Annotated in this window: 26 protein-coding genes; 11 read left to right on the forward strand and 15 right to left on the reverse strand. The window is 69.8% G+C overall.

Annotated elements, in window-relative coordinates:
• Positions 1 to 174: 174 nt before the first annotated feature.
• The 4 genes from tatA to AB0F41_RS05180 all read left to right on the forward strand — a co-directional run bounded on the left by tatA (position 175) and on the right by AB0F41_RS05180 (position 5,191).
• Positions 175 to 429, forward strand: a complete 255-nt coding sequence (gene tatA / locus AB0F41_RS05165) for a Sec-independent protein translocase subunit TatA (RefSeq protein WP_357421440.1) — start codon at positions 175 to 177, stop codon at positions 427 to 429.
• A 169-nt stretch (positions 430 to 598) separates the two neighbouring features.
• Positions 599 to 1,567, forward strand: a complete 969-nt coding sequence (gene tatC, locus AB0F41_RS05170) for a twin-arginine translocase subunit TatC (protein WP_357421441.1) — start codon at positions 599 to 601, stop codon at positions 1,565 to 1,567.
• A gap of 76 nt (positions 1,568 to 1,643) precedes the next feature.
• Positions 1,644 to 4,349, forward strand: coding sequence for an RNA helicase (locus AB0F41_RS05175; protein ID WP_357421442.1), 2,706 nt, complete (start codon positions 1,644 to 1,646; stop codon positions 4,347 to 4,349).
• A 77-nt stretch (positions 4,350 to 4,426) separates the two neighbouring features.
• On the forward strand, positions 4,427 to 5,191 hold the full coding sequence (locus AB0F41_RS05180; RefSeq protein ID WP_357421443.1) for a DUF4333 domain-containing protein: 765 nt from the start codon (positions 4,427 to 4,429) through the stop codon (positions 5,189 to 5,191).
• Positions 5,192 to 5,281: 90 nt separating this feature from the next.
• On the opposite strand, the gene AB0F41_RS05185 is transcribed toward AB0F41_RS05180, so the two are convergent.
• Positions 5,282 to 6,250 carry a 5'-3' exonuclease gene (locus AB0F41_RS05185; protein WP_357421444.1) on the reverse strand — a complete coding sequence of 323 codons (969 nt, stop codon included), beginning with the start codon at positions 6,248 to 6,250 and terminating at the stop codon, positions 5,282 to 5,284.
• 70 nt (positions 6,251 to 6,320) lie between these two features.
• Here AB0F41_RS05185 and AB0F41_RS05190 point away from each other — a divergent pair, with 70 nt between their 5' ends.
• Positions 6,321 to 7,454, forward strand: coding sequence for a Xaa-Pro peptidase family protein (locus AB0F41_RS05190; protein ID WP_357421445.1), 1,134 nt, complete (start codon positions 6,321 to 6,323; stop codon positions 7,452 to 7,454).
• A gap of 15 nt (positions 7,455 to 7,469) precedes the next feature.
• On the opposite strand, the gene AB0F41_RS05195 is transcribed toward AB0F41_RS05190, so the two are convergent.
• Positions 7,470 to 7,874 (reverse strand): PPOX class F420-dependent oxidoreductase, encoded by a 405-nt coding sequence (locus AB0F41_RS05195; RefSeq protein WP_357421446.1) that lies wholly within the window; start codon positions 7,872 to 7,874, stop codon positions 7,470 to 7,472.
• Positions 7,875 to 7,956: 82 nt separating this feature from the next.
• Between AB0F41_RS05195 and AB0F41_RS05200 the strand changes: the two genes are divergently transcribed.
• From AB0F41_RS05200 to AB0F41_RS05215, 4 genes are all read left to right on the forward strand, one after another.
• Positions 7,957 to 8,721, forward strand: coding sequence for an SDR family NAD(P)-dependent oxidoreductase (locus AB0F41_RS05200; protein WP_357421447.1), 765 nt, complete (start codon positions 7,957 to 7,959; stop codon positions 8,719 to 8,721).
• A 34-nt stretch (positions 8,722 to 8,755) separates the two neighbouring features.
• Positions 8,756 to 10,009 (forward strand): precorrin-6y C5,15-methyltransferase (decarboxylating) subunit CbiE, encoded by a 1,254-nt coding sequence (gene cbiE / locus AB0F41_RS05205; protein WP_357421448.1) that lies wholly within the window; start codon positions 8,756 to 8,758, stop codon positions 10,007 to 10,009.
• Between the two features lie 142 nt (positions 10,010 to 10,151).
• Positions 10,152 to 10,775: a hypothetical protein gene (locus AB0F41_RS05210; protein ID WP_357421449.1), complete on the forward strand. Its 624-nt coding sequence runs from the start codon at positions 10,152 to 10,154 to the stop codon at positions 10,773 to 10,775.
• A 50-nt stretch (positions 10,776 to 10,825) separates the two neighbouring features.
• A complete protein-coding gene (locus tag AB0F41_RS05215) occupies positions 10,826 to 11,521 on the forward strand; it encodes a cobalt-precorrin-6A reductase (protein ID WP_357421816.1) in 696 nt (231 codons plus the stop codon).
• 23 nt (positions 11,522 to 11,544) lie between these two features.
• Here AB0F41_RS05215 and AB0F41_RS05220 read toward each other — a convergent pair whose 3' ends face one another.
• The 10 genes from AB0F41_RS05220 to AB0F41_RS05265 form a co-directional block, all read right to left on the reverse strand.
• Positions 11,545 to 12,069, reverse strand: coding sequence for a PadR family transcriptional regulator (locus tag AB0F41_RS05220; protein ID WP_357421450.1), 525 nt, complete (start codon positions 12,067 to 12,069; stop codon positions 11,545 to 11,547).
• Between the two features lie 54 nt (positions 12,070 to 12,123).
• Positions 12,124 to 13,716 (reverse strand): precorrin-2 C(20)-methyltransferase, encoded by a 1,593-nt coding sequence (locus tag AB0F41_RS05225; protein WP_357421451.1) that lies wholly within the window; start codon positions 13,714 to 13,716, stop codon positions 12,124 to 12,126.
• Positions 13,713 to 14,348 carry a precorrin-8X methylmutase gene (locus AB0F41_RS05230; protein WP_357421452.1) on the reverse strand — a complete coding sequence of 212 codons (636 nt, stop codon included), beginning with the start codon at positions 14,346 to 14,348 and terminating at the stop codon, positions 13,713 to 13,715. The genes AB0F41_RS05225 and AB0F41_RS05230 overlap by 4 nt, the downstream gene beginning before the upstream one ends.
• A 282-nt stretch (positions 14,349 to 14,630) precedes the next feature.
• Entirely contained in the window at positions 14,631 to 15,686 is a 1,056-nt protein-coding gene (locus tag AB0F41_RS05235) for a 4Fe-4S binding protein (protein ID WP_357421817.1), read from the reverse strand.
• Between the two features lie 159 nt (positions 15,687 to 15,845).
• Entirely contained in the window at positions 15,846 to 16,838 is a 993-nt protein-coding gene (locus tag AB0F41_RS05240; RefSeq protein WP_357421453.1) for an SDR family NAD(P)-dependent oxidoreductase, read from the reverse strand.
• A complete protein-coding gene (locus tag AB0F41_RS05245) occupies positions 16,828 to 18,102 on the reverse strand; it encodes a cyclopropane-fatty-acyl-phospholipid synthase family protein (RefSeq protein ID WP_357421454.1) in 1,275 nt (424 codons plus the stop codon). The genes AB0F41_RS05240 and AB0F41_RS05245 overlap by 11 nt, the downstream gene beginning before the upstream one ends.
• Entirely contained in the window at positions 18,099 to 18,821 is a 723-nt protein-coding gene (locus AB0F41_RS05250) for a DUF1365 domain-containing protein (RefSeq protein WP_357421455.1), read from the reverse strand. The genes AB0F41_RS05245 and AB0F41_RS05250 overlap by 4 nt, the downstream gene beginning before the upstream one ends.
• Positions 18,818 to 20,143, reverse strand: a complete 1,326-nt coding sequence (locus tag AB0F41_RS05255; RefSeq protein ID WP_357421456.1) for an FAD-dependent oxidoreductase — start codon at positions 20,141 to 20,143, stop codon at positions 18,818 to 18,820. The genes AB0F41_RS05250 and AB0F41_RS05255 overlap by 4 nt, the downstream gene beginning before the upstream one ends.
• A gap of 188 nt (positions 20,144 to 20,331) precedes the next feature.
• Complete coding sequence (locus AB0F41_RS05260; RefSeq protein ID WP_357421457.1) at positions 20,332 to 21,174, reverse strand: MerR family transcriptional regulator; 843 nt, start codon at positions 21,172 to 21,174, stop codon at positions 20,332 to 20,334.
• Positions 21,175 to 21,261: 87 nt separating this feature from the next.
• On the reverse strand, positions 21,262 to 21,627 hold the full coding sequence (locus tag AB0F41_RS05265; RefSeq protein WP_357421458.1) for a hypothetical protein: 366 nt from the start codon (positions 21,625 to 21,627) through the stop codon (positions 21,262 to 21,264).
• Between the two features lie 200 nt (positions 21,628 to 21,827).
• On the opposite strand from AB0F41_RS05265, the gene AB0F41_RS05270 reads away from it, so the two are divergent.
• On the forward strand, positions 21,828 to 22,343 hold the full coding sequence (locus AB0F41_RS05270) for a lipocalin family protein (protein WP_357421818.1): 516 nt from the start codon (positions 21,828 to 21,830) through the stop codon (positions 22,341 to 22,343).
• 9 nt (positions 22,344 to 22,352) lie between these two features.
• Here AB0F41_RS05270 and AB0F41_RS05275 read toward each other — a convergent pair whose 3' ends face one another.
• Complete coding sequence (locus AB0F41_RS05275; protein WP_357421459.1) at positions 22,353 to 22,763, reverse strand: PPOX class F420-dependent oxidoreductase; 411 nt, start codon at positions 22,761 to 22,763, stop codon at positions 22,353 to 22,355.
• 142 nt (positions 22,764 to 22,905) lie between these two features.
• On the opposite strand from AB0F41_RS05275, the gene AB0F41_RS05280 reads away from it, so the two are divergent.
• Complete coding sequence (locus AB0F41_RS05280; RefSeq protein WP_357421460.1) at positions 22,906 to 23,328, forward strand: nitroreductase family deazaflavin-dependent oxidoreductase; 423 nt, start codon at positions 22,906 to 22,908, stop codon at positions 23,326 to 23,328.
• An 8-nt stretch (positions 23,329 to 23,336) separates the two neighbouring features.
• Here AB0F41_RS05280 and AB0F41_RS05285 read toward each other — a convergent pair whose 3' ends face one another.
• Positions 23,337 to 24,083, reverse strand: coding sequence for a sterol desaturase family protein (locus AB0F41_RS05285; protein WP_357421461.1), 747 nt, complete (start codon positions 24,081 to 24,083; stop codon positions 23,337 to 23,339).
• On the reverse strand, positions 24,080 to 24,802 hold the full coding sequence (locus AB0F41_RS05290) for a GntR family transcriptional regulator (protein WP_357421462.1): 723 nt from the start codon (positions 24,800 to 24,802) through the stop codon (positions 24,080 to 24,082). Before AB0F41_RS05290 ends, AB0F41_RS05285 begins: the two co-directional genes overlap by 4 nt.
• Between the last annotated feature and the right edge of the window lie 57 nt (positions 24,803 to 24,859).

Below are 24,859 nucleotides of genomic sequence, written 5' to 3' on the forward strand. Positions count from 1 at the left end.
CTGCTGTCAGCCCTCGAAGCGCATGTGGCGAAGCCACGAGTCTCGAGGGCTGACAGCAGACGCCAAGAGGGCCGAACCCCCGCGCGCGCCAGCGCGCCGAAAACACAGCGCCAGCGCGCCGAAAACACAGGCCAGGTAGCATCAGAGTGACCACAGTCTTGGGAGGTAACCACAATGGGCAGTCTGAGCATCTGGCACTGGCTGATCATCGCGGCGCTGTTCGTGGTGTTCTTCGGCGCGAAGCGGATGCCCGACGCGGCCCGCAGTCTCGGCCGGTCGCTGCGGATCTTCAAGAGCGAGGTGAGCGAGATGCACAACGACGGCAAGTCCGATGGTGCCGCCGCCGCGAAGCCCGCTCCGGAACTGCCGTCGGGCCGTGAAACGGGCGCCCCGGCCACGGAGACCCGGAGCGAGTCGAAAACGCTCTGAGGCCCGGATCGCGGCCCGGTGGGAACCGGGCTCCCGATGAGGGCTGTCGACCCGGCGCTGCCGACCGGGCGCTGATCGTCGTCCGGACCGGGAAGCGGAACCGGAGGGGCGATGCAGGGCCACGGGCCGAGCGGAGCGAGGCACGCTGACACGAGGGCAACCACATACCATGCGAATTCCGTTCGACCCCCGGCGCAGCAAACGCCGGACCAATCCCGATGGCACGATGTCGCTGGTCGAGCATCTGCGGGAACTGCGTACCCGGCTGCTGATCTCGTTGGCGGCCATTGTCGTGACCACCCTCGTGGGTTTCCTGTGGTACGCGCATCCGTTCCTGGGTATCGAGAGTCTCGGTGAGATCCTGCGGGGGCCGTATTGTGATCTGCCCGCCTCGACGCGGGCCACGCTCTCCCCGGACGGTGAATGCCGGCTGCTCGCCACCGCGCCGTTCGAGCAGTTCATGTTGCGGTTGAAGGTCGGGCTCACCGCCGGTGTGGTCATGGCGTGCCCGATCTGGCTGTATCAGTTGTGGGCGTTCATCACTCCCGGGCTGTATGCGAAGGAACGCAAGTACGCGATCGGCTTCGTCATCTCGGGTTCGGTCCTGTTCGTAGCGGGCGCGGTGCTGGCCTACTGGGTGATCGCCCACGCCCTGAGTTTCCTGCTCAGTATCGGCGACAATGTGCAGATCACCGCGTTGAGCGGTACGCAGTATTTCAGCTTCATCATTCAATTGCTGATCATTTTCGGTGTCAGCTTCGAGACGCCGCTGTTGATCATCGGCCTCAACCTGATCGGGGTGCTGACCTACGAGCGGTTGAAGGCGTGGCGCCGCGGCATCATCTTCGGGTTGTTCGTGTTCGCGGCGATCGTCACCCCCCAAGACCCGTTCTCGATGCTCGCGCTCGCGCTGGCGCTGACGGTGCTGTTCGAGGTGGCGGTGCAATTCTCCCGGTTCAACGACAAACGCCGGGCCGTGCGTGCGGAGCGGGAGTGGGGTCCGGTGGACGACGAGCAGGCCTCGCGGATCGAGACGCCCACCTCGGTGGATCCGGCCGGTCCGATCACCTCGGCGGACCCGGTGGCCGCGCCCGGCGATACCCGGCGCACGGCGTCGGACTACTCGGACACCCTCTGAGCCCGGCGCCCTCCGACTCCGGCCGCGGGCATAATCCGGGCGACCGGTGTCGGAATCCTCGATTAGTCTCGGACTCGTGACATCGAACGCGTCGCTGACCGCCGAACTGTCCCGGTTCGCCTCCCAGCTGACATTCGAGCTGGACCCTTTCCAGCGCCATGCCTGTACCGCCCTCGAGGAGGGGCACGGGGTACTGGTCTGCGCTCCCACCGGCGCGGGTAAGACGGTGGTCGGAGAGTTCGCGGTGCATCTCGCGTTGGTTTCCGGCGGGAAATGCTTCTACACCACGCCCATCAAGGCGCTGTCGAACCAGAAGTTCGCCGACCTCACCGCACGATACGGCCGGGAGCAGGTGGGCCTGCTCACGGGCGACCAGTCCATCAATTCGGACGCCCCGGTGGTGGTGATGACCACCGAGGTGCTGCGGAACATGATCTACGCCTCCTCCGACGCGCTGCGCGGCCTGTCGCATGTGGTGATGGATGAGGTGCATTACCTGGCCGACCGCTTCCGCGGCGCGGTCTGGGAAGAGGTGATCCTGCATCTGCCGCCGGATGTGCGGCTCGTGAGCCTGTCGGCGACGGTGTCCAATGCCGAGGAGTTCGGCGCCTGGATGGAGACCGTGCGCGGGAATACGACGGTGGTGGTGGACGAGACCCGTCCGGTGCCGCTGTGGCAGCACGTGATGGTCGGCCGGCGCATGTTCGATCTGTTCGACAGCGAATCCTCCGACCAGCGGATTCTGGTCGATTCCGATCTGGTCCGCTACATCAAACAGCGGGAGGCCCACGACCGGATGGACGGCTGGAGCGGCGGCGGCCCGCGCGGCCGCGGCGGCCCGCGGCGTTTCTTCCGGCCGCTACCGCGTCCGGAGGTGCTGGCCCGGCTCGACGAGGAGGGGCTGCTGCCCGCTATCACCTTCGTCTTCAGCCGCGCCGGCTGCGACGGTGCCCTGGCCCAGTGTCTGCGTTCCGGTCTGGACCTGAACGCGAATACCGATCCCGCGGTGGTCGACGCGATCATCGAGAAGCACACCGGCGAACTGCCGCGCGCGGACCTCGAGGTGCTCGGCTACTGGGAGTGGCGCGAGGCGCTCTACCGGGGGCTGGCCGCGCACCACGCCGGGATGCTGCCCGCTTTCCGGCACACCGTCGAGGAATTGTTCGTCAAAGGTCTGGTGCGGGCCGTGTTCGCCACCGAGACGCTGGCACTGGGCATCAATATGCCGGCTCGCACGGTGGTGCTGGAACGACTCGTGAAATTCAACGGCGAAACCCACGCCGAGCTGACTCCCGGTGAGTACACCCAGCTCACGGGGCGGGCCGGGCGGCGTGGGATCGACGTGGAAGGTCACGCGGTGGTGCTGTGGCAGCCCGAGGTGGATACCAGCGCGGTCGCCGGGCTCGCTTCCACCCGGACCTATCCGCTGCGCAGTTCTTTCAAGCCCGGGTACAACATGTCGATCAATCTGATCGACCGGCTCGGCGCCGAGGAGGCGCGGCTGCTGCTGGAGCGGTCCTTCGCGCAGTTCCAGGCCGACCGGTCGGTGGTGGGTCTGGTCCGCGGAATCGAACGTAACGAGGGCCAGCTGCGCAAACTGGCCACGCAACTCGGCGGCGAGGACGGCGATTTCCTCGAATACTTCCGGTTGCGCGAGCGGATCAAACAGCGGGAACGTCAGCTCAACCAGCAGACCCGCACCGATCGGCGTACCGCGTCGGTGGCCGCGCTCACCGAGCTGCGCCGCGGCGACGTGGTGGCCATCGGGGCGGGTCGCCGAGCCGGTCTGGCGGTGATTCTCGAACCCGACGCCACCCCCGGCGACCCACGTCCTCTGGTCCTCACCGAGGACAAATGGGCGGGGCGGGTCTCGGTCGCCGATTTCCCGGTGCCGGCGCAGCCGCTGGGGCGGATGCGGTTGCCCCGGCGGGTCGACCACCGCACCGCCCGGACCCGTCGTGATCTGGCCTCGGCGCTGCGCAGTACCGGGATCGCCGCGCCGCATCGCCCCCGGCGGGACAAACGTGCCGGGGGCGCCGACGATGTCGAACTGGAGACCTTGCGGCGGACCCTGCGCGCGCATCCCGCCCATTCCCGTTCCGACCGCGAACAGCTGGCCCGGGTGGGGGAGCGCTACAACCGGGTGAGCCGGGAGACCGAGGCGATGCGGCAGAAGGTCGCGACGACGACGAATTCGCTGGCCCGAACCTTCGATCGGATCGTAGGGCTGCTCGAGGAACGCGGTTTCGTGCACGACGGGGAGGTCACCGCGGACGGCCGGCGCCTCGCGCGGATCTACGCGGAAAGTGATCTGCTGGTCGCCGAATGCCTGCGGCAGGGTCTGTGGCGCGGGCTCGGCCCGGCGGAGCTGGCCGCCGTGATTTCGGTTCTGGTGTACGAATCCCGTTCGGAGGGCGGCTATCTCGGTGCCACCGGCCCCACGGCGCCGATCCGTCGTGCGGTGGCCGACACTCTCGCGCAGTGGTCACGGTTGCGCAACGACGAGGCCGAGCACCGGCTGGCGCCGAGTCGCGAACCGGATCTCGGGTTCGTGGGAGGTATCTACAAATGGGCGCGTGGCGACGCGCTGGCGGATTCGCTACTGGCCAGCGGAGATCAGGGCTCGCCGCTGTCCGCGGGCGATTTCGTGCGCTGGTGCCGGCAGGTGATCGACCTGCTCGATCAGATCCACAGCACCGCAGACGATACGGAGGTCGCCGCCACCGCGGCCAAGGCCGTCCGGGCGATTCGCCGTGGTGTCGTCGCGGTGGACGCAGCGTGAGACCATCGATTGTGATTTGATTTCAACCGCACGCGGGGGGCTACCGTGTGTTTGACGATGCGAGTGGAGGCAACCAGATGAGCGGGCCGTACGGACCGAACGACGCCCCGGGTACGGGGGAGGGACGTAACGATCCCACCCAGGTCTGGGGCGGGCAGCAGCCGCCCGGTGCGGCGCCCCCGTGGGGGAGCCAGCAGCCCTCGCAACCCCCGGTGAGCGATCCGCAGCAGGCGCAGGCCACGCAGCAGTGGGGCGACCAGAGCGGCCAGCAGTGGGGTCAGCAGCCCCAGCCGCCGCAGCAGCAGTGGAGCCAGCCGCAGCCCCAGCCCGATCAACCGCAACCGCAGCAGTGGGGCGACCCGAATCAGCAGCAGTGGGGTCAGCAGCCGCAGGGGCAGTGGGCGGATCCGAATCAGCAGCCGCAGCAGCAGTGGGCCGATCCGAATCAGCAGCAGTGGGGCCAGCAGCCGCAGGGGCAGTGGGGTCAGCCCCAGCAGCAGTGGGCGGGACAGCCGCAGTCCTCCGGCGGCGGTAAGAAGGTCGGCCTGTTCATCGGGCTCGGCCTCTTGGCCGTGGTGGTCGTCGGCGCCGTGGTCGGGGTGATCCTGATGCTCACCAGCACCGACCAGCTCGATCAGGCCGCGGTGCAGGACGGGGTCGCGAAGGTGCTCGAGGAGTCCTACGGGATCGAGGACGTCAAGGACGTCCAGTGCCCGTCCGGCCAGGATGTCGCCGTCGATGCGACCTTCACCTGCGATCTGAAGGTCGGTGGCGAGGCCAAGACGGTCAATATCAAGATCACCAAGGAGGACGGGACCTACGAGGTCGGCCGTCCGAGCTGATCGGTTTCCCCGAGAACCCGCCGGGAGGTGCCCCCGGCGGGTTTCGCTGTTTTCCGGGGCCGAGCGTTTCCGATGGCGGAGCGCCGGTGTTCAGGAGCAGGTCGCGAGCGCGGTGATCAGGCGCTGGATCGGGCTCTCGGCGTTGTAGCGCCGAGCCAGATCGATCAGTGCGTCGGCGTCGGCCGGGATGGGATGCAGAATATCGGGACGTGACAGGATCACGTCCGCGTCGCGGACCACCCGTACCACCGGCGCGGCGGCGTCCAGATACTCGGCCGCGGCCCGGAGTTTGGCGCGCATCCCCTGCGCCAGATCGGCGGCGGGGTCCTCGACCGCGGCGCGGAGTGCTTCCAGCGTGCCGAAACGGCTGATCAGGGTGGCCGCGGACTTCTCCCCGATACCGGCCGCGCCCGGCAGGCCGTCGGACGAATCTCCCCGCAGGGTGGCCATATCGGCGTAGGCGGGACCGGCGTTCTCCAGGGGTACACCGTATTTCGCGGCGAGTTCGGCGGGCCCGAACAGTTCGGCCTTCGCCAGGCCGCGACCGGCATACAGCACCCGGATCGGCGGCGCCGGAGTATCGCGGACCAGCTGCAGCAGATCCCGGTCACCGCTGACCACGACCACCGGGTCGGTGCGTTCGGTGGACGCCAGGGTTCCGAGTACGTCGTCGGCCTCCAGCCCTTCGGCGCCGCCGGTGGCGATCCCGGCGGCGGCCAGTACCTCGAGGATCATCTCGACCTGGGGAGTGAGCTTGTCGGGTACGACCTCGGCGCCCGGTTCGGCTCCGGCGGAGGTATCGAGGCGATGCGCTTTGTAGGTCGGCACCAGCTCGACCCGGAACCGCGGCCGCCAATCCAGGTCCAGGCAGACCACCAGCCGGGCCGGGCGATGCCGGGTGATGAGCGAGGCGACCATATCGGTGAACCCGCGCAGCGCGTTCACCGAGCGGCCGTCGGTGGCGGTGATCTTGTCCGGGATGGCGTGGAAGGCCCGGAACCACAGACTCGCTCCGTCCAGCAGCAGTAGCGGACGCGGGGCGGATTCGGTCGTAGTCACCCGCCGGAATCTACCGGGCGCCACCGACGATCCCGCGTGCCGTCCCCGAACGCGGGGTAAGTTCGAGGCCATGAGCGCGCACACGGAGTCACGGTTCGCGGCGGAGGTCTACGGGGAACGGCTGGAGCGGGCGGTGCAGTTGCTGCACGCCGCGCATCTGGACGCACTGCTCATCACTCCCGGCCCGGATCTGCGGTATCTCATCGGTTCGGCGGCGCAATCGTTCGAACGACTCACCTGTCTGGTGATCACCTCCGACAAGGCCACCCCGTCGGTGGTCATACCGAAGCTGGAGGTGGCGGGGCTGGCCGAATCCGCCGTGGACGACCTGGGGCTGCGGGTTCTGGACTGGGTCGACGGTGTCGATCCGTACGAGCTCGTGCAGTCGGCGTTGCATATCGGGTCCCGGGTGGCGGTCGCCGATGCCATGCCGGCCCTGCATCTGCTGCCGCTGGCGCGCAGTTTCAGCGGGCTGCCCGTCTCGGCGACACCGGTGCTGCGTGAGCTGCGGATGATCAAAGACGATGCCGAGATCGAGGCGCTGCGGCGGGCGGGCGCGGCGATCGACCGGGTCCATGCCCGGATGGAGGAGTTCCTGCGGGTCGGCCGGACCGAGGCCGAGGCCGGTGCGGATATCGCGGACGCGATCGTGGCCGAGGGGCATACCGAGGCCGCGTTCGTGATCGTCGGCAGCGGTCCCAACGGCGCCAGCCCGCATCACGAGGTATCCGACCGGCGGATCGAGGCCGGCGATGTGGTGGTCGTGGATATCGGCGGGCCGGTGGAGCCGGGCTACTACTCCGATTCCACCCGCACCTATGTGCTCGGCGAACCCGCTGCCGAGATCGCGGCGCGCATCGGTGAGCTGGAACGCGCCCAGGCGGCGGCGGTGGCCGCTGTCCGCCCCGGTATCACCGCCGCCGCGGTGGACGCGGCCGCCCGGGAACCGCTGGAGGCCGCCGGGTTCGGCCCGGCGTTCGTCCACCGGACCGGTCACGGTATCGGCCTGTCGGTCCACGAGGAGCCGTATATCGTCGCCGGGAACGACCTCGAACTGCGGCCCGGTATGGCCTTCAGCATCGAGCCCGGGATCTACTTCCCCGGCGAATGGGGCGCCCGGATCGAGGACATCGTGGTCGTCACCGAGGACGGCTGCGAATCGGTGAACCAGCGCCCGCACGGGCCCACGGTGCTGCCCGCCTGATCGGCCCGGCGCCGATCAGGCGCTGCGCAGCGCGACCCCGCACAGGACCCGCTGCACCTCGATGACCACCACCACCCGGGCGGGGTTCTCGCGCGGCACCCGGTAGCGCAGTGCGTAGCGGCGTTCGGCTTCCCGGACCTCGGCCGGATCGTCCAGGACCGATGCGGGGCCCTCCATGGTGAGCCACCGCCGCCCGTCGACCTGGCCGACAGAGGCGTAGCCGCCGCGCCGGGCGTTGCGCGCCTTCACCGAGCCGCCACCGGTGATCACCCGGACCAGGCCCGCTTCGGGGTCCCAGGTGAAACCCACCGGCACCAGATGCGGGGTGCCGTCGGCCCGCAGGGTGGTGAGCATGGCCAGATGCCGTTCGCCCAGGAATTCCACGGCGGCGGGGGAGAGATCGACTGTATGCGGTGGCATGAGCCGACAGTAGTCGTCGCGGCGCGGGCGCCCACGTCTCCCGGTTCCGTCCCCGCCTCCCCCAGGATGACAGACTGAGCCCATGGTTGTGCGTCGTACACGAGGGATCGCCCCGGGCACAGTGCTGGTGCTGGGTGGACGCAGCGAGATCGGTCTGCAGGTCGCGCTGCGGCTGGCACCGGGGCGGGCGGTCGTCCTGGCCGCCCGGAGGTGCGAGGATCTGGACACCGAGACCGCGGCACTCACGGCCGCCGGGGCCACCGCGGTGCATCCGGTGGAGTTCGACGCCGACGACACGGCGGGCCATCCCGCCCTGCTGGCCAAGGTCGTCTCCGATTACGGCCCGATCGGGGTCGCCGTCCTGGCCTTCGGTGTGCTGGGGGACCAGGCCCGCGCCGAAACCGATCCCGCGCACGCGCTGGCCGTGCTCCACACCGACTACACCGCTCAGGTCAGCGTGCTGACCGTGCTCGCCGCGGAACTCCGCGCACAGGGCAGCGGTCAACTCGTGGTGTTCTCCTCGGTGGCCGGCGTCCGGGTGCGCCGCGCCAACTATGTCTACGGATCGGCCAAGGCGGGCCTCGACGGTTTCGCCTCCGGCCTCGCCGACGCCCTGCACGGCAGCGGGGTGCATCTGCTGCTGGCGCGACCGGGTTTCGTGGTCGGCGCGATGACCGAGGGGATGACTCCGGCCCCCTTCTCCAGCACTCCGGACCAGGTCGCCGCCGCGGTGGTCACCGCGCTCGGGCGCCGGGCCGGGCGAGTGTGGATTCCGGGAATCCTGCGCCCGATCTTCTTCGGGATGCGGCTGCTGCCCCAGGCGATCTGGCGGCGGATGCCGCGGTGAGCGTGTGCGGTACGGGGCCCCGGGGGCGGCGGGGGTGAGCACCGGTCCCGCGATCGAATGGGCCGGGCCCCGGGTACCGGTGGTGGGGCTCGGCGCCGACGGCTGGGCGGGCCTGCCCGAGACGTCACGCGCGGCACTGCGCGAGTGCACGGTCCTGCTGGGGTCATCTCGTCAGCTCGAGCTGCTCCCGGCCGAAGTGACCGCCCGCCGGGAACCGTGGCCTTCGCCGCTGCTGCCCGCGCTACCCGGACTACTGACCGATCGGCGCGACACCCGGCTGGGGGTGCTCGCCAGCGGCGACCCGATGTTCTACGGCATCGGCACCACTCTGGCCCGGCTGCTCGGACCGGAAGCGCTGCGCGTATTACCGCAGCCGTCTTCGGCCTCGCTGGCCTGCGCGCGGCTGGGCTGGCCGCTTCCGGAGGTGAGTGTCGTGAGTGCGGTCGGACGGCCGGTGCAGCGGCTGCAACCGGAGCTCACCGAGGGCCGCCGGATACTCGTGCTGAGCGCGGATGCCGAAACCCCCGGACAGGTGGTGGACCTGTTACGGCGCAACGGTTTCGGATCGACCCGGGTGACGGTACTCGAACAGCTGGGCGGCCCGGCCGAGCGGATCGTCTCCGGAACGGCGGCGCAGTGGGACCGGCCGCCGGGGGATCCGCTCAATATCGTCGCGCTCACCGTCGCGGGAGACCCCGGTCGCGCCCGCCTGACCCGGCTCCCGGGACTGCCCGATTCCGCCTACGACGGTGACGGGCAACTCACGAAATCGGAGATCCGCGCGCTCACGCTCGCGGCCCTGGCGCCCGCGCCCGGGGAGACGCTGTGGGATATCGGTGGCGGGTCCGGAACCATCGCCATCGAATGGTGCCGTACCCATCCGTCCTGCCGGGCGCTCACCTTCGAAACCCGGCCGGGGCGGCGCGCGCAGATCACCGCGAACGCCGCTGCGCTGGGGGTCCCGGAGATCGGCATCCGCGCGGAGGCGGTCGCCGAGATCCATGCGGACGCCGGGCTTCCCGTGCCCGCCGCGATCTTCCTCGGCGGCGGCCTCACGACGCCCGGCCTCTTCGACCTGTGCTGGTCGCGGCTTCCGGCAGGCGGCCGCGTGGTCGCCAACGCGGTCACCGCCGAATCGGAGGCACTGCTGCTCGAGTGGTCTGCCGCGTACGGGGGCACGTTGCGGCGTTACCAGGTGTACCGGGGCGAACCGCTCGGGCGGTTCACCACCTGGCGCCCGCAGCTGCCGGTGACCCAGTGGTCGGTGGTGAAGAGCGGCCGGTTGTGACGGGCGGGCGCGCGGTGTGATGTGCACTGCCGCGTCCCTTCTCGAGTGTGACAACCCGAATGGACGAATCGGGCAGCGGTAGTAAGGTCACCGATGTTCCGAGCGTGGGCCACCGGGCCCGTGCGCAACGGGGAGATCGATTGTGAGATACAAGAAGTTCGCCGCGACCGCGATCATGGCCGCCGCGGCCACCGGTATCGCTGCCGGTACCGGATACGCCGCTCCCGCCCCCACGGCTCCCGCCGTCGAACAGCAGGAGAACGTCGTGCCGGAGGTCTCCGGGCACGACCGCGGCGTCGACTACACGCTGGCGCTGGCCGAGGCCGGAAAGTCGCTGGTCACCACCGTTACCGGCGGGGCCTTCAGCCTCGATACCGTCAACAACGAGGTCGTCCTCGCCAACGCGGCCGGGGAGCGCCTCACCGGCATCCCGCTGACGCAGCAGTCCAACGGTCAGACGGTCGCGGTTTCCGCGAAGATCGATGAGGGCAACAGCCGCCTCACCCTCACCCCGCAGGCCACCCCGGTCGCGGGTGCGCCCGCACCGGCGCAGTTCATCGGCGCGCAGCAGTGGTTCATGAGTGAACTGCAGGCGGCCTCCCTGGGTGCGGCCGTCGGTGCGGCGATCGGCGCCGCTGTCGGGTTCCTGTTCCTGGGAGTCGGGTTCATCCCGGGCGCGATCATCGGCGCCGGTATCGGTCTCGCGGTGGCCGGCGGCCCGCCGCTGCTGGATTCGGCCATCGCCTACTTCAGCGGCCAGCCCTGAGAATTCTGCTGCTGGGCGGGACCGGCGAAGCCCGCGAACTCGCCCACCTTCTGACCGGCGAGCGAGGACACGAGATCGTGTCCTCGCTCGCCGGTCGGGTGTCCGAACCCGTCCGTCCGCCCGGTACGGTGCGGATCGGCGGGTTCGGCGGCGTCGACGGCCTGCGGCACTGGCTGGCGGACAACCGGATACAGCTGGTCGTCGATGCCACTCATCCGTTCGCCGCGACCATGACCGCGCATGCCGCGCTGGCGTGCGCCCGGCTGGGGCTGCCCGTGCTGCGACTACAGCGGCCCGGCTGGACGGCCGGCCCGGGTGACCGGTGGTATCCGGTACCGGATACCACCGCCGCCGCGGCGACCGCGGCGACACTGGGCGCCCGGATCCTGCTCACCGTGGGCCGGCAGGAAGTGGGCGCTTTCGCCGAGTATCCGCGACCCTGGTATCTGATCCGGGCCATCGATCCGCCCGAGGTGGCGTTACCGCCCCGGCACGAATTACTGCTCGCCCGAGGGCCTTTCACCGTGGACGACGAGGCCGCCCTGCTGGCTCGGCACCGGATCGAGGTCGTGGTGACCAAGAACAGCGGCGGCTCGGCGACCGCCGCCAAACTCGCCGCCGCCCGCGATGCGGGTCTCGCGGTGGTGATCGTCGACCGGCCGCCGGTGCCGCCGGATATGGCCGTGGTCGAATCCGTTTCCGCCGCACACCGCTGGATTTCGGAGTACAACGGGGCATTTCCGTAACCGGGGCAACCGCACCGTCCGGCTCAACCGGTGAGCAGCTCCGGGAGCCTGTCGAACCAGTCCAGGACCGCACGTTCGTAGCCGATCCCGAATTCGAGGGTGGCCCGGGAATGCGGGGAGAGGCAGGCGGGGTCCTCGGCGCGGTAGCGATCGAGGCGTTCCTGATGGACCCGGCGCCCGCTATCGATGATCGAGGTCAGCTGTTCCCGGTCGAGATGACCACCGAAATGCAACGTGAGCAGCAGCGGGAATCTGATCGTCTCGGCGCCGGGATCGCGGGCGATCCATTCTGCGAACTCCGCGCGGCCCGCCTCGGTGATGCGGTACGGGGTGCGATCCCGGGCGCCCGCCTCGCCCTTGACCACCAGACCCGCCGCGTCCATGGTCGCCAGTTCCCGATAGACCTGGCTCTGGGTGATGGTCCAGAAATCCCCGATCCGGTCCTGCGCCAGTGTCACCAGATCCCAGCCCGACATGGGTCCCTCGTGCAGGAACCCCAGCAGTGAGGCGGCCGTGGAGTTCAGCGACCGCTTCGTTTTGGCGTTCACCACATCTCCCTTTCACCGACGGCATTCCATAGTGGAATGCTATCGGATGGGAGATCAGGTGTGATAGCGCCGTGCCGTGTAAACCCGGGGCGCGGCCCCCACACCGCCGTCCACCACCGCGGTGGTGGAGGCGCCGATGATCAGCAACGTCCGCATATCGACCTCGGCGGGATCGAGGTCGCCCAGCCGGATCACCCGCACCGCTTCCGACGGTCCGCCGACATCGCGGCCCAGCACCACCGGTGTTCCCGGATCGCGGTGTTCGAGCAATAGTTCCTTCATGGCCCCGACCTGCCAGGTGCGCCGGCTCGACGCCGGGTTGTAGATCGCGATGGCCATATCCGCCGCTGCCACTGCGGCCAGCCGCCGGGCCACCACATCCCAGGGTTTGAGGCGGTCCGACAGCGAAATCGTGGCGTAGTCGTGGCCCAGCGGCGCACCGACGCGCCCGGCGACCGCGTTGGCCGCGGTGACCCCCGGTAGCACCCGAACCGGTACGTCCGCCCACTGCGGGTTCGCGGATTCCTCCAGCACCGCGGACGCCATCGCGAAAACGCCGGGATCACCGGAGGACACCACCGCCACCCGGCCGCCGCGCCGGGCGAGATCCAGTGCCATGGCCGCGCGTTCCGATTCGACCCGGTTGTCGCTGGCGTGGCGGTGCTGCCCGGGACGTATCGGTACCCGGTCGATATAGGTGGTGTAGCCGACGAGGTCGGTCGCGGCGGCCAGTGCCGCGGTGACCTCGGGAGTGGTCCATCCGGAATCGCCCGGTCCGAGGCCGACCACGACGACCTCGCCCACGTCCGGGGACTCATCCGGCCCCGCCGCGGGCACCTCGCCCGGGACTGCCGTCGACGTTCCGGCCGGGGTGCTGGAATCCCGCATCGCGGAACGGGATTCGCCGGGTAGCGGGGTCGTCGGTTCCGGGCCCGGGACCAGGGTGATCGCGAAATAGGGGACCTGTGATTCGTCGACGTCACCGGCGGGCAGGACGCGTTCCCGGCCGGTACTGGCCCGTTCGATGTAGTAGGCGCGATCGAGCCGGCCGGAATCGGCGAGGGCCTTGCGCACCGTGGGATAGGTGCGGCCGAGTTTCATGATCGCCGCGGCGTCGCTGTCGGCGAGGCGGCGGGTCAGTTCGTCCGGGGACATCGTGCCGGGGAGCACGGTCAGTACCTGATCGCCCTCGACCAGCGGTGTGCCCAGCGCCGCGGAGGCCGCGCTCACCGAGGTGATCCCGGGGACGATCTCGGCTTCGAACCGGTCCGCCAGCCGGCGGTGCATATGCATATAGGAGCTGTAGAACAGCGGATCGCCGGCGGCCAGCAGGGCCACCGAGCGGCCCGCTGCCAGATGCGCGGCCAGCCGGCCTGCGGCCGCGGCGTAGAACTCGTCGATCGCGCCCTGATAGCCGCCCGGATGATCGGTGGTCTCGGTGGTGACCGGGTAGATCAGATGTTCTTCGAGCTGATCCGGCCGCATATAGGGCTCGGCGATACCGCGCGAGATGCTGCGCCCGTGCCGCGCACTGTGGAATGCGACCACATCGGCTTCGGCGATGATCCGGGCGGCCTTCACTGTCACCAGTTCGGGATCCCCCGGTCCGAGTCCGACTCCCCACAACTTCCCGGTCCGCACGGTCATTCCTCTTCGCTCGCGAGGGCATTGAGTGCGGACGCGGTGATCGCGCTGCCGCCCCGGCGTCCCCGTACCGTCAGGTATTCGATTCCGGTGGTCGCGGCCAGCGCCTCTTTGGATTCGACGGCGCCCACGAAGCCCACCGGGATCCCGATCACCGCGGCCGGGGCGGGCGCACCCGCCGCGATCATGTCCAGCAGGTGGAACAGAGCCGTCGGCGCATTGCCGATCGCGACGACCGCGCCGCCGAGCCGCTCGCGCCACAGTTCGAGTGCCGCGGCCGAGCGGGTGGTCCCGAGCCGCTCGGCCAGCTCGGGTACCCGAGGGTCACGCAGGAGGCAGAGCACCTCGTTGCCGGCGGGCAGCCTTTTACGAGTGACCCCGGAGGCCACCATGTTCGCATCGCACAGGATCGGGGCACCCGACCGCAGCGCGGTGCGCGCCGCGGCCACCACCGACGGGGTGAACAGCACATCGCCGGCCAGATCGACCTGGCCGCAACCGTGGATCATCCGGACCACGACCTGCGCGATATCCGCCGGGAACCGGTCCAGGTCGGCCTCGGACCTGATGATCGAGAACGATCGGCGGTAGATCTCACCGGCATCGGTGAGATAGCCGGCACGTGTTTCGGGCATGCGCACATGCTAAGCGGGGCCCTGCGGGCCCGGCCGGTGCGGGTCCGGCCGGAACCGGTCGTTCGTGCAGCACCGTGGCGCGCCCGCCCGGAACCGCGCCCGCCCGGAATTTCACCGTGGGGCGCCGGCCCGCCATCGGTCGACGAGACCCGGCCCGTGTAGTGCGGCCGGGACACATCGATGACCACTTCGGGGGCGGCCCGGATCGTCCGAGGACCCGAGCCGGTGGCAGTGAGATCGGTGGCGGCGTCGAGGGCGGGAGAGAACGTGGCGTCACCTGTCCTACGGCGTGGTTTCGGAGCCGCCGGATCCGGTCCCGCGTGGGCGCGGGCCGATCTGGTCGAGCAGGGTGTTGACCTCGTCCGGGAATCCGTTGGTCACCGGTTTCACCGTCTTGTGCGGAAACCGCCGGGTGGCATGCTCCTCGGCCGCCGAACCCGGCAGAACGTACACTGTCTCCTCCTGTCGCTGTAGTGGTCGCACCACCTCGTCGAGGTGGGCCCGGCGGTCGTCGAGGAACGGGCCGATGACATCCTCACCCGCCGGGCATACCGCCATGCAGTAGCCGGCCTTGTAGTTGGGTTTGAACGACAGGCTCTGCCACAGCGAGAACGATTCACCGGTGGGGACGCGGGCGCGGTAGTCGTCGCGGTCGTCGCTGTCGGCCACTGTTTCCGCCCAATCGGTGAACCCGCCCATGAACTCCCGGTAGTTGTGGGTGTAGCACGCCTGGAAATCGAATCCGGCGTCCGGGGTGATCGCACCCACCGGGCAGGCGGAGACACACAGTTTGCATTCCAGGCACGGATTGAAATCCAGGGGTGCGCTCGGCTGGTCGACCACCGCGTCGGTCACCACCGTGCCCAGCAGGATGAAATTGCCGAACCGCGGATGGATGACATTGCGGTGTATTCCCATGACCCCGAGCCCCGCCGCCTCGGCCACCACCTTGTGTGCGATCACCCAGATCCGGCCCGGGAACTGTTCGACTTCCATCGGATAGCCCGGCGCCGGATACACCGCGCGATACCCGGCATCCTGCAACGCCCGGGTGATCGCCCGTGATACCGCGTTGGTGTCGTCGTCGGCATGATTGAACTCGGTATTGGCGAGACTGCGCTGCGGGCTGCGCAGGTTGTCCCGATTCATCCGCACACAGAACGAGACGAACGTCCGGGCGGCGGGCAGGATCGCCCGCGCGGGGCCGGTCTCCTCGGCGACCTGTGGATCGTCCACCCGGACGAAACCCACATCATCGGCACCCGCGTCCAGGCAGATCTCGCGCAGCCGCGCCGCGGTGAGTACGGGGTCGGGCTTCGCGCGCGGCCGTTCGGCCATCCGCCGCACCGTCGGGTGCCGGGCGAAGCGCTGTGGTGGTTCCGGGGTGGGTTCGATATCCGGCACGGTGGCCTCCTGGGTGACGAAGAGTCGGGCCTCGAAGACAATGACGCTGCGGGAGGCCGGGATTCATCGGTCCGAAGGAGGGCCGCTGTGGGTTCAGTTCTCCCGGGGCGAATGCGCCACGGTGACTCCGGCCGCGGTCAGGCAGTAGTCCCACAGTGCGAGCAGCTGTTCCTCTGGGTAGCGGGTGTAGCGCACATAGTGCTCGTCGCGGATCTGCCGGTCGTGCCAGAAATGGCCCGCCATCGGCAGCTGGCGGGTGGCGGCCAGCCAGACCGCGGTATCGGCGCCTTGGTCCGGGGTGCGCAGTACCGGCCGCAGCGCGGAGCCGAAGCGGGGGAGGGCGGTGGCGATACCCGGTGTGTCGACCCAGCCCGGATGCATACTGTGCACGCTGGCGCCGTGGTCGGCGAGCAACTGATCGAGCAGCGGGGTGAACGCGACCTGCATGCGTTTGGTGCGCGCGTACGCGGTGGCTCCGCGGTAGGGGCCCTCCTGGTATTCGGGATCGTCGGCGGGCAGCGGCTGGGTGTACATACCGCCGGACGCGACGAAGACCGTCCGGGCGTCGCCGGCCGCGGTCAGCAGCGGAGTCAGACGGTCGATGAGCCGCAGCGGTCCGAGGATATGGGTCGCCAGGGTCAGTTCGTGCCCGGCGGAGTTCTCGGTGCGTTCGGCCGGGAGCACACCGGCGTTGTGGACGAGGATATCGAGGGTCGGAAGTTCGTCGCGCAGCGTCTGCGCGCAGGCGTCGATACTGTCGGGTTCGGCCACATCGCAGTGCACGAGGCGGATATCGGCCGCCGTGACCGCGGCGCGGATCTCGCGGCGCGCCCGCTCGCCCCGGTCGAGGTCGCGTACCGCGAGCACGGTCGACGCGCCGAGCGCGGCCAGCCGGGTGGCGACGGCCTTGCCGATTCCGGAATTGGCGCCGGTGACCATCGCGGTGCGTCCGAGCAACCCGTCGGCGGGTGGGTCGTTCCGCCTCCACGAGCGCGCCCGCAACTGGAAACCGATGCGGCTGTAGCCCGGCACGACGGTCCGGTCGAGCAGGGTGTCCAAGGCGTGGATCACGGTGTCATCCCTCATTTCCTCTGGTGAGCACGAACTGTTCGACATCCAGATAGCGGCTGCGGAATCCGGCCTCGGCGTAGGCGAGGTAGAGGTCCCACATACGCCGGAAGACCGGATCGAAACCGAGGACGGCCACCTGATCGGCGTTCCGGATGAACTGCGCGCGCCACAGGCGCAGGGTGTGGGCGTAGTGGTCCCGCATCGAGAATTGTTCGCCCACCGTGAGCCCGGCGTCGTGGGCGGTTTCGGCGAGCAACCGGGTGGAGGGCAGGAAGCCCCCTGGGAAGATGTATTTCTGGATCCAGGTATAGGTATCGCGGGTCGCCAGCATCCGGTGGTGCGGCATGGTGATCGCCTGCAGCGCGGCCCGGCCGTGCGGCGCGAGCAGCCGCTCGATCTGACGAAAGTAGATATTCAGATATTCGCATCCGACGGCTTCGATCATCTCCACCGACACCACGGCGTCGTATTCACCCACCACCTGGCGGTAGTCGAGAAGATCCACCCGGACGCGGTCGGTCAGGCCCGCGGCGGCGATGCGGTCGCGGGCCAGGTCGCGTTGTTCGGTGGAGAGGGTCACCGATCGCACGGTCGCGCCGCGTTCGGCCGCCCGCAGCGCGAGACCACCCCACCCGGTCCCGATTTCGAGGACCCGTGAGCCCGGCCCGACCCGGGCCGCGTCGAGTATGCGATCGGTCTTGCGCCATTGGGCGGCAGCGAGGTCGGTATGCCGGGGGGCCGGGTGGGTCGCGGTGAACAGCGCGCTCGAGTAGGTCATGGTCTCGTCGAGGAACAGGGCGAAGAAGTCGTTGGACAAGTCGTAGTGACGGGCGATGTTGGTGCGGGTGTTGGCCCGTGAATTGCGTTCCGCGTCCGGGTGACGGGCCACGTAGAGGCGGCGCAGCGCGCGCAGCGGGGCGGGAACCAGGTCTTCGATACAGTCGGCGAGCACGGTCAGCGCGGCGGCCGGGTCGGGCGAGGACCAGTCGCCGGCCATATAGGACTCCCCGAACCCGATCAGTCCGGAAACGCCCACGCGGACCGCGAAATCGTCCGGCCGGTGCAGTTCCAGGAGCGGGGCCGCGGTATCGGTGGGGCGCTGTCCGAGGACCGTGCCGTCCGGGTAGGCGACCCGCAGCGGTAACCGGCGGACCGCGCGCCGGAACAGCCGGTCGGCCACCGGGGCGGCGAATGCGGCCCGGGCCCCCGTGGGTAACCGGTCCACCTCCGGCCAGGGGTTTTCGGCGGGTGGGGACAGCGTGGACAGTTCGGTGGTCACCGCGACGGCTCCTCGATCGGTACTGGGGTGCGGGGAACGACAGGAAGGCCGCGTAGCCAGAGCCGCGCGCCCTGCACGCGGATCCGGGCCGCGACCGCGAGCGGGGCGAGTGGCATGACGGCCGCGGCGCGCAGGATCGCGCCGGTGGTCGCGGGGCGGCAGCGGCCGGATACCGACGCGGTGAGTACGGGGCGATCCCGGCGCAGCACGATCGACAGGTGCAGATCGGCGCCCGGTTCGGGCAGCAGCATCCGGTACTCGCCCGAGACATCGTTGAACGGCGAGACGTAGAACTGCTTGGTGGCGGTGGCACGACTGCGGGAATCGGTGCGCAGCAGATAGGAGTATCGCTCGCCGTAGGTGTTGTGCACTTCGGCGACCACGCAGACCGGGATATCGCGGTGGTCACGGCACCAGTACACGGTGAGTGGGTTGAACACGTACCCGAGAACGCGCGCGTTGGTGAGCATCGTCACCCGGCCGCCGGTGAGGTCGATCCCGTGACCTGCGGCGAAGTCGTCGATGTTCTGACGCAGACTGCGGGCGGGTTCGCCCAGGTGGTCGGCGGCGCGCAGGCCGGCGAGCGGGCGTAGCCAGCGGGGGAGCCGGGGCAGGTCGTCGAGGTCGACGAGCCAGCTGTAGCTGCGATAGCGGAATCGGTGGTGCACCGGCGTGTGGCGGACGTGGTCGATGGTGGTGTACACCAGCCGGGCGGTCATGAGGCGGGCAGGGGTCGCAGGATCCGTTGCGGCCAGCGTGCGCCGAGCCGTTCGGCGGCGCGCAGCCCCGACAGCGCCCCGTCTTCGTGGAACCCCCAGCCGTGGTAGGCGCCGGCGAACGCGATACGCCGGCAGCCGACCTCGCCGAGTCGCTGCTGGGCGGCGACGGACGCCGGGGTGTAGCGGGGATGTTCGTAGACCATCCGGTCGACGATCGAGCCCGGATCGATGCGGTCCTCATCGCCGAGGGTGACCAGGAACCGGGGTTCGGTGGCCTCGCCCAGCCGATGGAGCCGGGTGAGGTCGTAGCTCACCAGGACCCGGTCGGGGGTCGCGGTACAGCCGGGCATCCGATAGTTCCAGGAGGCGCGGGCCCGGACCGCCCGGGGCAGCACGGAGGCGTCGGTGTGCAGGACGGTGCGGTTCACCGAGTACGGCATGGCCGGCAGGATGGCGCGCTCCGCCTCGGTGGGCTCGGTCAGGAGACGGAACGCCTGGTCGGGGTGGGTGGCTATGACGACAGCGTCGAAGACCTGTACTTCGTCGGCCGCGTCGCGGATGGCAACGCTGTCGGCGAGCCGGGTGACCGCCCGGACCGGGGTGCCGGTGAGTACCGCGTCGAGTCGTTCGGTGACCGCGCGCACATAGGTGGCGGACCCGCCCCGCACCGTGCGCCAGGTGGGGGAATCGAACACGGTGAGCATGCCGTGGTGTTCGAGGAAGGTGAACAGGTAGCGGGCCGGATACCGCAGCGCGGTCGCCGGATCGCACGACCAGACCGCGGAGACCAGCGGCGTCAGGAAATGACTGATGAAGTAGTCCGAGAACCGGGCCCGGCGGCCGAAGACGCCGAGGGTGAGCGCTTCGTCGGGAGTGGCGGTGAGTTCCGCGCGGGCGAGCCGGTGGAATCGGGGTACCTCGGAGAGCAGGCGCAGGTAGCGTCCGCGGGCGAGGGCGCCCGGTCGCGGGAAGAGTCCGGCGAGCCCGCGGGCCCCGGCGTATTCCAGTCCGCAGCCGTCGCAGCGCACCGACATGCTCATATCGGTGTCCCGGGTGGTGACCCCGAGTTCGTCGAAGAGGCGCGTCAGCGTCGGATAGGTCCGGTCGTTGTGCACGATGAATCCGGTATCGACCCCTAGTTCGCGGCCGTCCCGGGTATGGACCCGGTGGGTGTCGGCGTGGCCGCCGGGCCTGGGGTCGGCCTCGTAGAGGGTGACGTGCGCGGAGTCGGACAGTACGTAGGCGGAGGTGAGCCCGGCGACGCCGCTACCCACCACCGCGACCCGCCGTCCGGCGCGCACCGGCCCGTCCTGCTCCGTCATCACTCTTCCTCCGATCGGCAACCCCGAGTTCCTATGCATCGAGTATGCATCGTTTCGGCTTCTATCGCGAGCCGGGGTGGAAATCCGCGGGACTGCCCGGAGGTGTGACCGGCGCAGTGGTTCGTCGTCGGACGCCGGGGTGGATGGGTCGGTATCCCCGGCGGACGCGGGCTACGCCCGGACCCGGCTCACGAGAGGTGGCCGAGGGCCTCGGTGAGGCCGGTGAGCCGCGGGGTCCCGGTCGGCAGGATCACCGCGTCCCAGCCTGGTCCGCCGACGAATACCCGGGCTCCCGCCCGGGTTCCGGCGCGGACACTCGATGTCAGGGCGGTGGATTCGTGCTGGGACCACAACACCAGATCGGCCGCGTGCGGTAGTCGCGTGAGGGTATCGGTGAGTGCCCCGGTGGGCACATCGGCGCCGAGCATCTGCGCACCCACCCGCTGTTCTGCCAGCGCGGCGCGCAGTACCTCCAGTGGTAGGGCGTGGGTTTCGCCCGACGTGCAGGCGAGCACGATCGGGCGCGGCCCCGGCGCGGCGGGGGGGTTGGTGAGATGTAGCGCCGAGGTGATGCACCAGGAAAGCAGGTGCTCGACATCGATGCACCCTTCGCCGCTCGTCTGGCGGGAGACGATATCGGCGAATACCGGGCGGCACAGTAGTTCCCAGGTGTCCACCACGCCGAATGCCTGGATATGGGCGACCAGCTGCGTGGTGGCGGCCCGGTAGTCGAGGCGGAAGGCCGCGGCGAGCAATGATTCCCGGTCGCCGGGACGCGCCACCGGTGCGCGGACCGCGGCCGCGGCACCGGCCGGTGTGGCACCCCCCTGGATGAGGCGGAGCATCTGACGCAGCCGGTCGATATCGTCCTCGGTGTAGAGGCGGTGACTACCGGGGCGGTGGCCGGTGGGCCCGATTTCGTAGCGCCGGTTCCAACTCCGCAGCGTGGCTGTCGGGATGCCGAGGCGCTCCGCGACGGCACGGACGGTGAATCCGGCCGCGACGTGAGCGGGGGGCGGACCGGCAGGCATCGTCTTATTCTGCCCGTTCCGGCTTGCCGCCCCGGACCGGGGCGGATCTCCGGCCGCCGGCGGCCGGCCGGGGCAGCCGACGGCCGGTCACTTCGCCCTCGTCGCGGCCACGCCGGCAACGGCGCAGAGCAGGCCCCAGCCCGCCGCGACGGCGACGGCTTTTCCGCGCTGCGGCCGCCCGCGCAGCGTCGTGCCGAGTACCGCGGCATCCGAGAAGTCGGACAGCACCCGGCCGGCGACGGCGATCCGCAGCGCCGGGGCGGTGGGCGCCACGAGCATCCCCAGGCCGGAGGCCACATCACGGAACGCGGTGGTCCTGGCCAGGGCCCGGCGACCCGGGTCGCTGTCGTCCCAGCCGCAGGGTGCCAGCAGGACCGACGGTCGCGCCGCGACCGCGAGTCCGTAGCACGCCGTGGCCGCACCCATGATCCGGGCGAAATTGATGGCTGCCATCGCTACCTCTCTGCGTGTACCTATACGCATCGATTATGCATCTATATAGTGAGCGCCGGGTACCATCGATAGTCAACAACGCCGATTCCCGAGGAGCCACCGTGACCGCCCACCGAGTAGTTCGCCGCACTCTCGGCCTAGTCTCCGCCCTCATCGCGTTCGGCGCGTCCGCGGCCGGCGTCGCGTCCGCGCAACCGGCCCTGCCGCCCGGCCCGGCGCCGGTTCCCGCCCTGGAACTCGACCGCTATCTCGGCACCTGGAACCAGCTCGCCGCGGTGCCACAACCGTTCAACCTGGAATGCGCGCGCGACACCCGCGCCGAGTACACCCTGGACCCGCAGGGCAATATCGGCGTGTACAACCAGTGCACGACCTGGTCCGGCGGACGCAACGAGATCCGCGGGACCGCCAAGGTCAACGATCCGGCGACCCGGGCGCAGCTGCATGTGAGCTTCCCGGGAGTGCCCGGCCAGGACGGTCTCGACGGTCCGACCAACTACATCGTCACCGCTCTCGCGCCGGACTACTCCTGGGCCCTGGTCACCGATCCGAGCAGGCTCTCCGGATTCGTCCTGTCGCGGCAGGCCGCGCTGGACGCACCGACCTGGGACGTCGTGCGTGGTGCCATCGAGACAGCGGGGCAGAGCCCGTGCATGTACCTGACCTCGCCGACCACCGGTGGACTCTCCGATATCAGGCCACTGTGCCTGCGTTGACCCTGTGGCTCACCGCCGCAGCCGCGGCAGCCCCTCCGGGATCTCGATCTCGAGTCCTACCGCGCGCCCACCGTGCGGCCGGAAGCGGCCGAGCAGGGTGGTGAGGACGAAGATCCGGAACTTGGTGCCGTATTTGGCGGTCATCGCACGCTCGGCTGTCCGCCGTTCCCGGCCGTCCAGGATTCGGGCGCTGCCGGTGCGCCAAGAACCGGTGGGGGTGCCGTCGAAGGTGGACCGCGCCACCTCCACTTCGGGGCGGGCGGCGATCCGTACGACCTTGTGTGAGCGGACGGGTGTGTAGCCGTACCAGCGGTCACCGGCAGGAGCAAGCCAGATCGGGGTGGTGACCGGTGAGCCGTCGGCGCGGAAGGTGCGCAGGGCGAAGAACTGGTCGCCGTCGGGGTCGTCGGTGAACGCCATGATCCGTAGTGTGACAGCTCATCCGGATACGCGGCGCCCCGGCGGTGAGCCGGATCCGGGCCCCGGGCGGTGGTGCGCAATCCGGCGGACCCGCCGCGCCGGGTACCCGGGGAGGATGCGGGGATCCCTGCATAATGCGGAGATGGCAGACGACTGGAACGCCGGCATCATCAGCGAGTTCCGTGCGAACGACGGACGGGTCGGCGGGCCCTTCGAGGGCGCCCCGATGCTGTTGGTTCATCACCGGGGCCGGAAATCCGGCCGTGAGTCGGTGACTCCCACGATGTACCTCGCCGACGACCGGGATCCCGATCTGATCTACATATTCGCCAGTAAGGCCGGCGCCCCGACCAACCCGGACTGGTACTACAACCTGACCGACGCCGGGCAGGCCACCGTGGAGCGGGGGACCGAAACCTATCCGGTGGCGGTGGCCGAGGTCACCGGTCCCGAACGCGACCGGATCTACGCCGAGCAGGCCCGCCGCTACCCCGGATTCGCCGAGTACGAGGAGAAGGCACGCGGAATCCGGACGATCCCGGTACTGGCGTTGCGCCGCGCCTGACCGGTGCGCTACACCCCACTCGCCTGATGCAGGGCTTTCGCGGTGGGGGAGTTGGGCACCCGGGCCGGGTCGGGGTAGGTGCCGAGAACCCGGTCCGCGGTGCCCGCGGTGGTGACGGCGAACCAGTAGTGCTCGTTCTTGAAATGGTGCAGACGGTGGTTGCGCCGCACCGCGCGCAGGAGGGCGCCGCGCGGCTGATAGTCGGTATGGACGAGATAGTGCGTCCATTCGTAGACCAGGCCGAGAAACCCGACCGACACCAGGAAGGTCAGCCCGAGCCCGAGCCGGCCGAAGGCAAATGCCGCGATCGCCAGCAGTGCGGGCAGCAGCCACAGGAAGGTCTGCCACGGGATGAACACCAGACCCGTGACGCGCGGGTCGGCATGGTGTTCGCGGTGTTTACGGGCCAGCAGTGAGTCGATTCGCCACCGGCCGAGGGTGCGCGGCCGCCAGTGCAGGACGCAGACGTGGATGACCCATTCGGTGAAGGGGAATGCCGCCACCATCACTACCGGTACGAGGGCATCGGTGAGCTGCCAGTCGCCCACGGCCACGCGCGCGGCGAGCGCGTCGGCGAGTAGCCCGGCGATGATCCAGGGCGAAGGCGCGCGGACGAAACCGTGGAAGGCCCGGCGCAGTGTCAGCCGGCCGCGGCGGGCGGTGGTCGCGTCGTCGGCGGCCAGGCGCCGCCGGGCCAGATCGTCGATATCGGCGTTGCGGGCACGCCGGGTGCGCAGGGTATCCGGGATATTCATGACGTGGACTCCAGACGGCGGAGGAGGGAGTCGAATTCTGTGGTCGCGAGCGAGAGCAGCGCCCCGGCGCGGCTGCCGGCGGTATCGGCCTCGCCGGCGGTGACCGCGTCGGCGAGCGCGCGGTAGAGCTCGGGGCGGCCGACCTCGGTATCCATCACGCCGGTCAGTGCCGCCATGGCCGGTTCGTACACCCCGCGCAGATGGTTGAACAGCAGGCGATAGACGATCGATTCGGCGGCGTCGACGAGGTGGTCCCAGAATTCGAGCGCGCTGCGCTGGCGGGCCAGTGGATCGTGGCGGGAGGCCAATTCGTCCACCGCGGCGGTCAATTCACCGGTGAGGGCGGGACCACCGCGCCGGGCGGCGAGCACGGCGACCTCCCGGCCCAGGGACGCCCTGGTCTCCAGAATGCTGCGGACCACCGAATGGTCGATCTCGCCGCCGCGCAGCAGTAGTCGCGGCAGCAGTTCCAATCCGCCCGAGCGGCGTGGATCGCGCACCGTGGTGCTGCCGCCCTGCCGTATCTCCACCAATCCGGCGCGTGCGAGCCGCTGGACCGCCTCGCGCACGGTCGGCCGGGAGACGCCGAGCGCTTCGGCCAGCTGGCGTTCCGCGGGCAGGGCCGATCCGGGCGTCAGTTCGCCGGTCAGCACATCGTCGACGAGCTGGTCGTAGATCTCGTCGGGCACCGAGCGCCGCGCGATCCGTTTCAAGGCCATACCGGTGACGATAGAAGGGCAACTGGTAAGAGGTCAAGTGGTAAGACCAGTTTGTCG

It is taken from the genome of Nocardia sp. NPDC024068 (assembly GCF_040638875.1).
GTDB lineage: Bacteria > Actinomycetota > Actinomycetes > Mycobacteriales > Mycobacteriaceae > Nocardia.

Excerpts from the sequence above, each read along its gene's own strand:
- tatC (WP_357421441.1), top strand. The coding sequence starts at position 599 with ATGCGAATTCCGTTCGACCCCCGGCGCAGCAAACGCCGGACCAATCCC.
- AB0F41_RS05260 (WP_357421457.1), bottom strand. The coding sequence starts at position 21,174 with ATGCCTGCCGGTCCGCCCCCCGCTCACGTCGCGGCCGGATTCACCGTC.
- AB0F41_RS05250 (WP_357421455.1), bottom strand. The coding sequence starts at position 18,821 with ATGACCGCCCGGCTGGTGTACACCACCATCGACCACGTCCGCCACACG.
- AB0F41_RS05285 (WP_357421461.1), bottom strand. The coding sequence starts at position 24,083 with ATGAATATCCCGGATACCCTGCGCACCCGGCGTGCCCGCAACGCCGAT.
- AB0F41_RS05240 (WP_357421453.1), bottom strand. The coding sequence starts at position 16,838 with ATGAGGGATGACACCGTGATCCACGCCTTGGACACCCTGCTCGACCGG.
- AB0F41_RS05280 (WP_357421460.1), top strand. The coding sequence starts at position 22,906 with ATGGCAGACGACTGGAACGCCGGCATCATCAGCGAGTTCCGTGCGAAC.
- AB0F41_RS05190 (WP_357421445.1), top strand. The coding sequence starts at position 6,321 with ATGAGCGCGCACACGGAGTCACGGTTCGCGGCGGAGGTCTACGGGGAA.
- AB0F41_RS05235 (WP_357421817.1), bottom strand. The coding sequence starts at position 15,686 with ATGGCCGAACGGCCGCGCGCGAAGCCCGACCCCGTACTCACCGCGGCG.
- tatA (WP_357421440.1), top strand. The coding sequence starts at position 175 with ATGGGCAGTCTGAGCATCTGGCACTGGCTGATCATCGCGGCGCTGTTC.
- AB0F41_RS05195 (WP_357421446.1), bottom strand. The coding sequence starts at position 7,874 with ATGCCACCGCATACAGTCGATCTCTCCCCCGCCGCCGTGGAATTCCTG.
- AB0F41_RS05230 (WP_357421452.1), bottom strand. The coding sequence starts at position 14,348 with ATGCCCGAAACACGTGCCGGCTATCTCACCGATGCCGGTGAGATCTAC.
- AB0F41_RS05200 (WP_357421447.1), top strand. The coding sequence starts at position 7,957 with ATGGTTGTGCGTCGTACACGAGGGATCGCCCCGGGCACAGTGCTGGTG.
- AB0F41_RS05275 (WP_357421459.1), bottom strand. The coding sequence starts at position 22,763 with ATGGCGTTCACCGACGACCCCGACGGCGACCAGTTCTTCGCCCTGCGC.
- AB0F41_RS05255 (WP_357421456.1), bottom strand. The coding sequence starts at position 20,143 with ATGACGGAGCAGGACGGGCCGGTGCGCGCCGGACGGCGGGTCGCGGTG.
- AB0F41_RS05180 (WP_357421443.1), top strand. The coding sequence starts at position 4,427 with ATGAGCGGGCCGTACGGACCGAACGACGCCCCGGGTACGGGGGAGGGA.
- AB0F41_RS05290 (WP_357421462.1), bottom strand. The coding sequence starts at position 24,802 with ATGGCCTTGAAACGGATCGCGCGGCGCTCGGTGCCCGACGAGATCTAC.
- AB0F41_RS05225 (WP_357421451.1), bottom strand. The coding sequence starts at position 13,716 with ATGACCGTGCGGACCGGGAAGTTGTGGGGAGTCGGACTCGGACCGGGG.
- AB0F41_RS05265 (WP_357421458.1), bottom strand. The coding sequence starts at position 21,627 with ATGGCAGCCATCAATTTCGCCCGGATCATGGGTGCGGCCACGGCGTGC.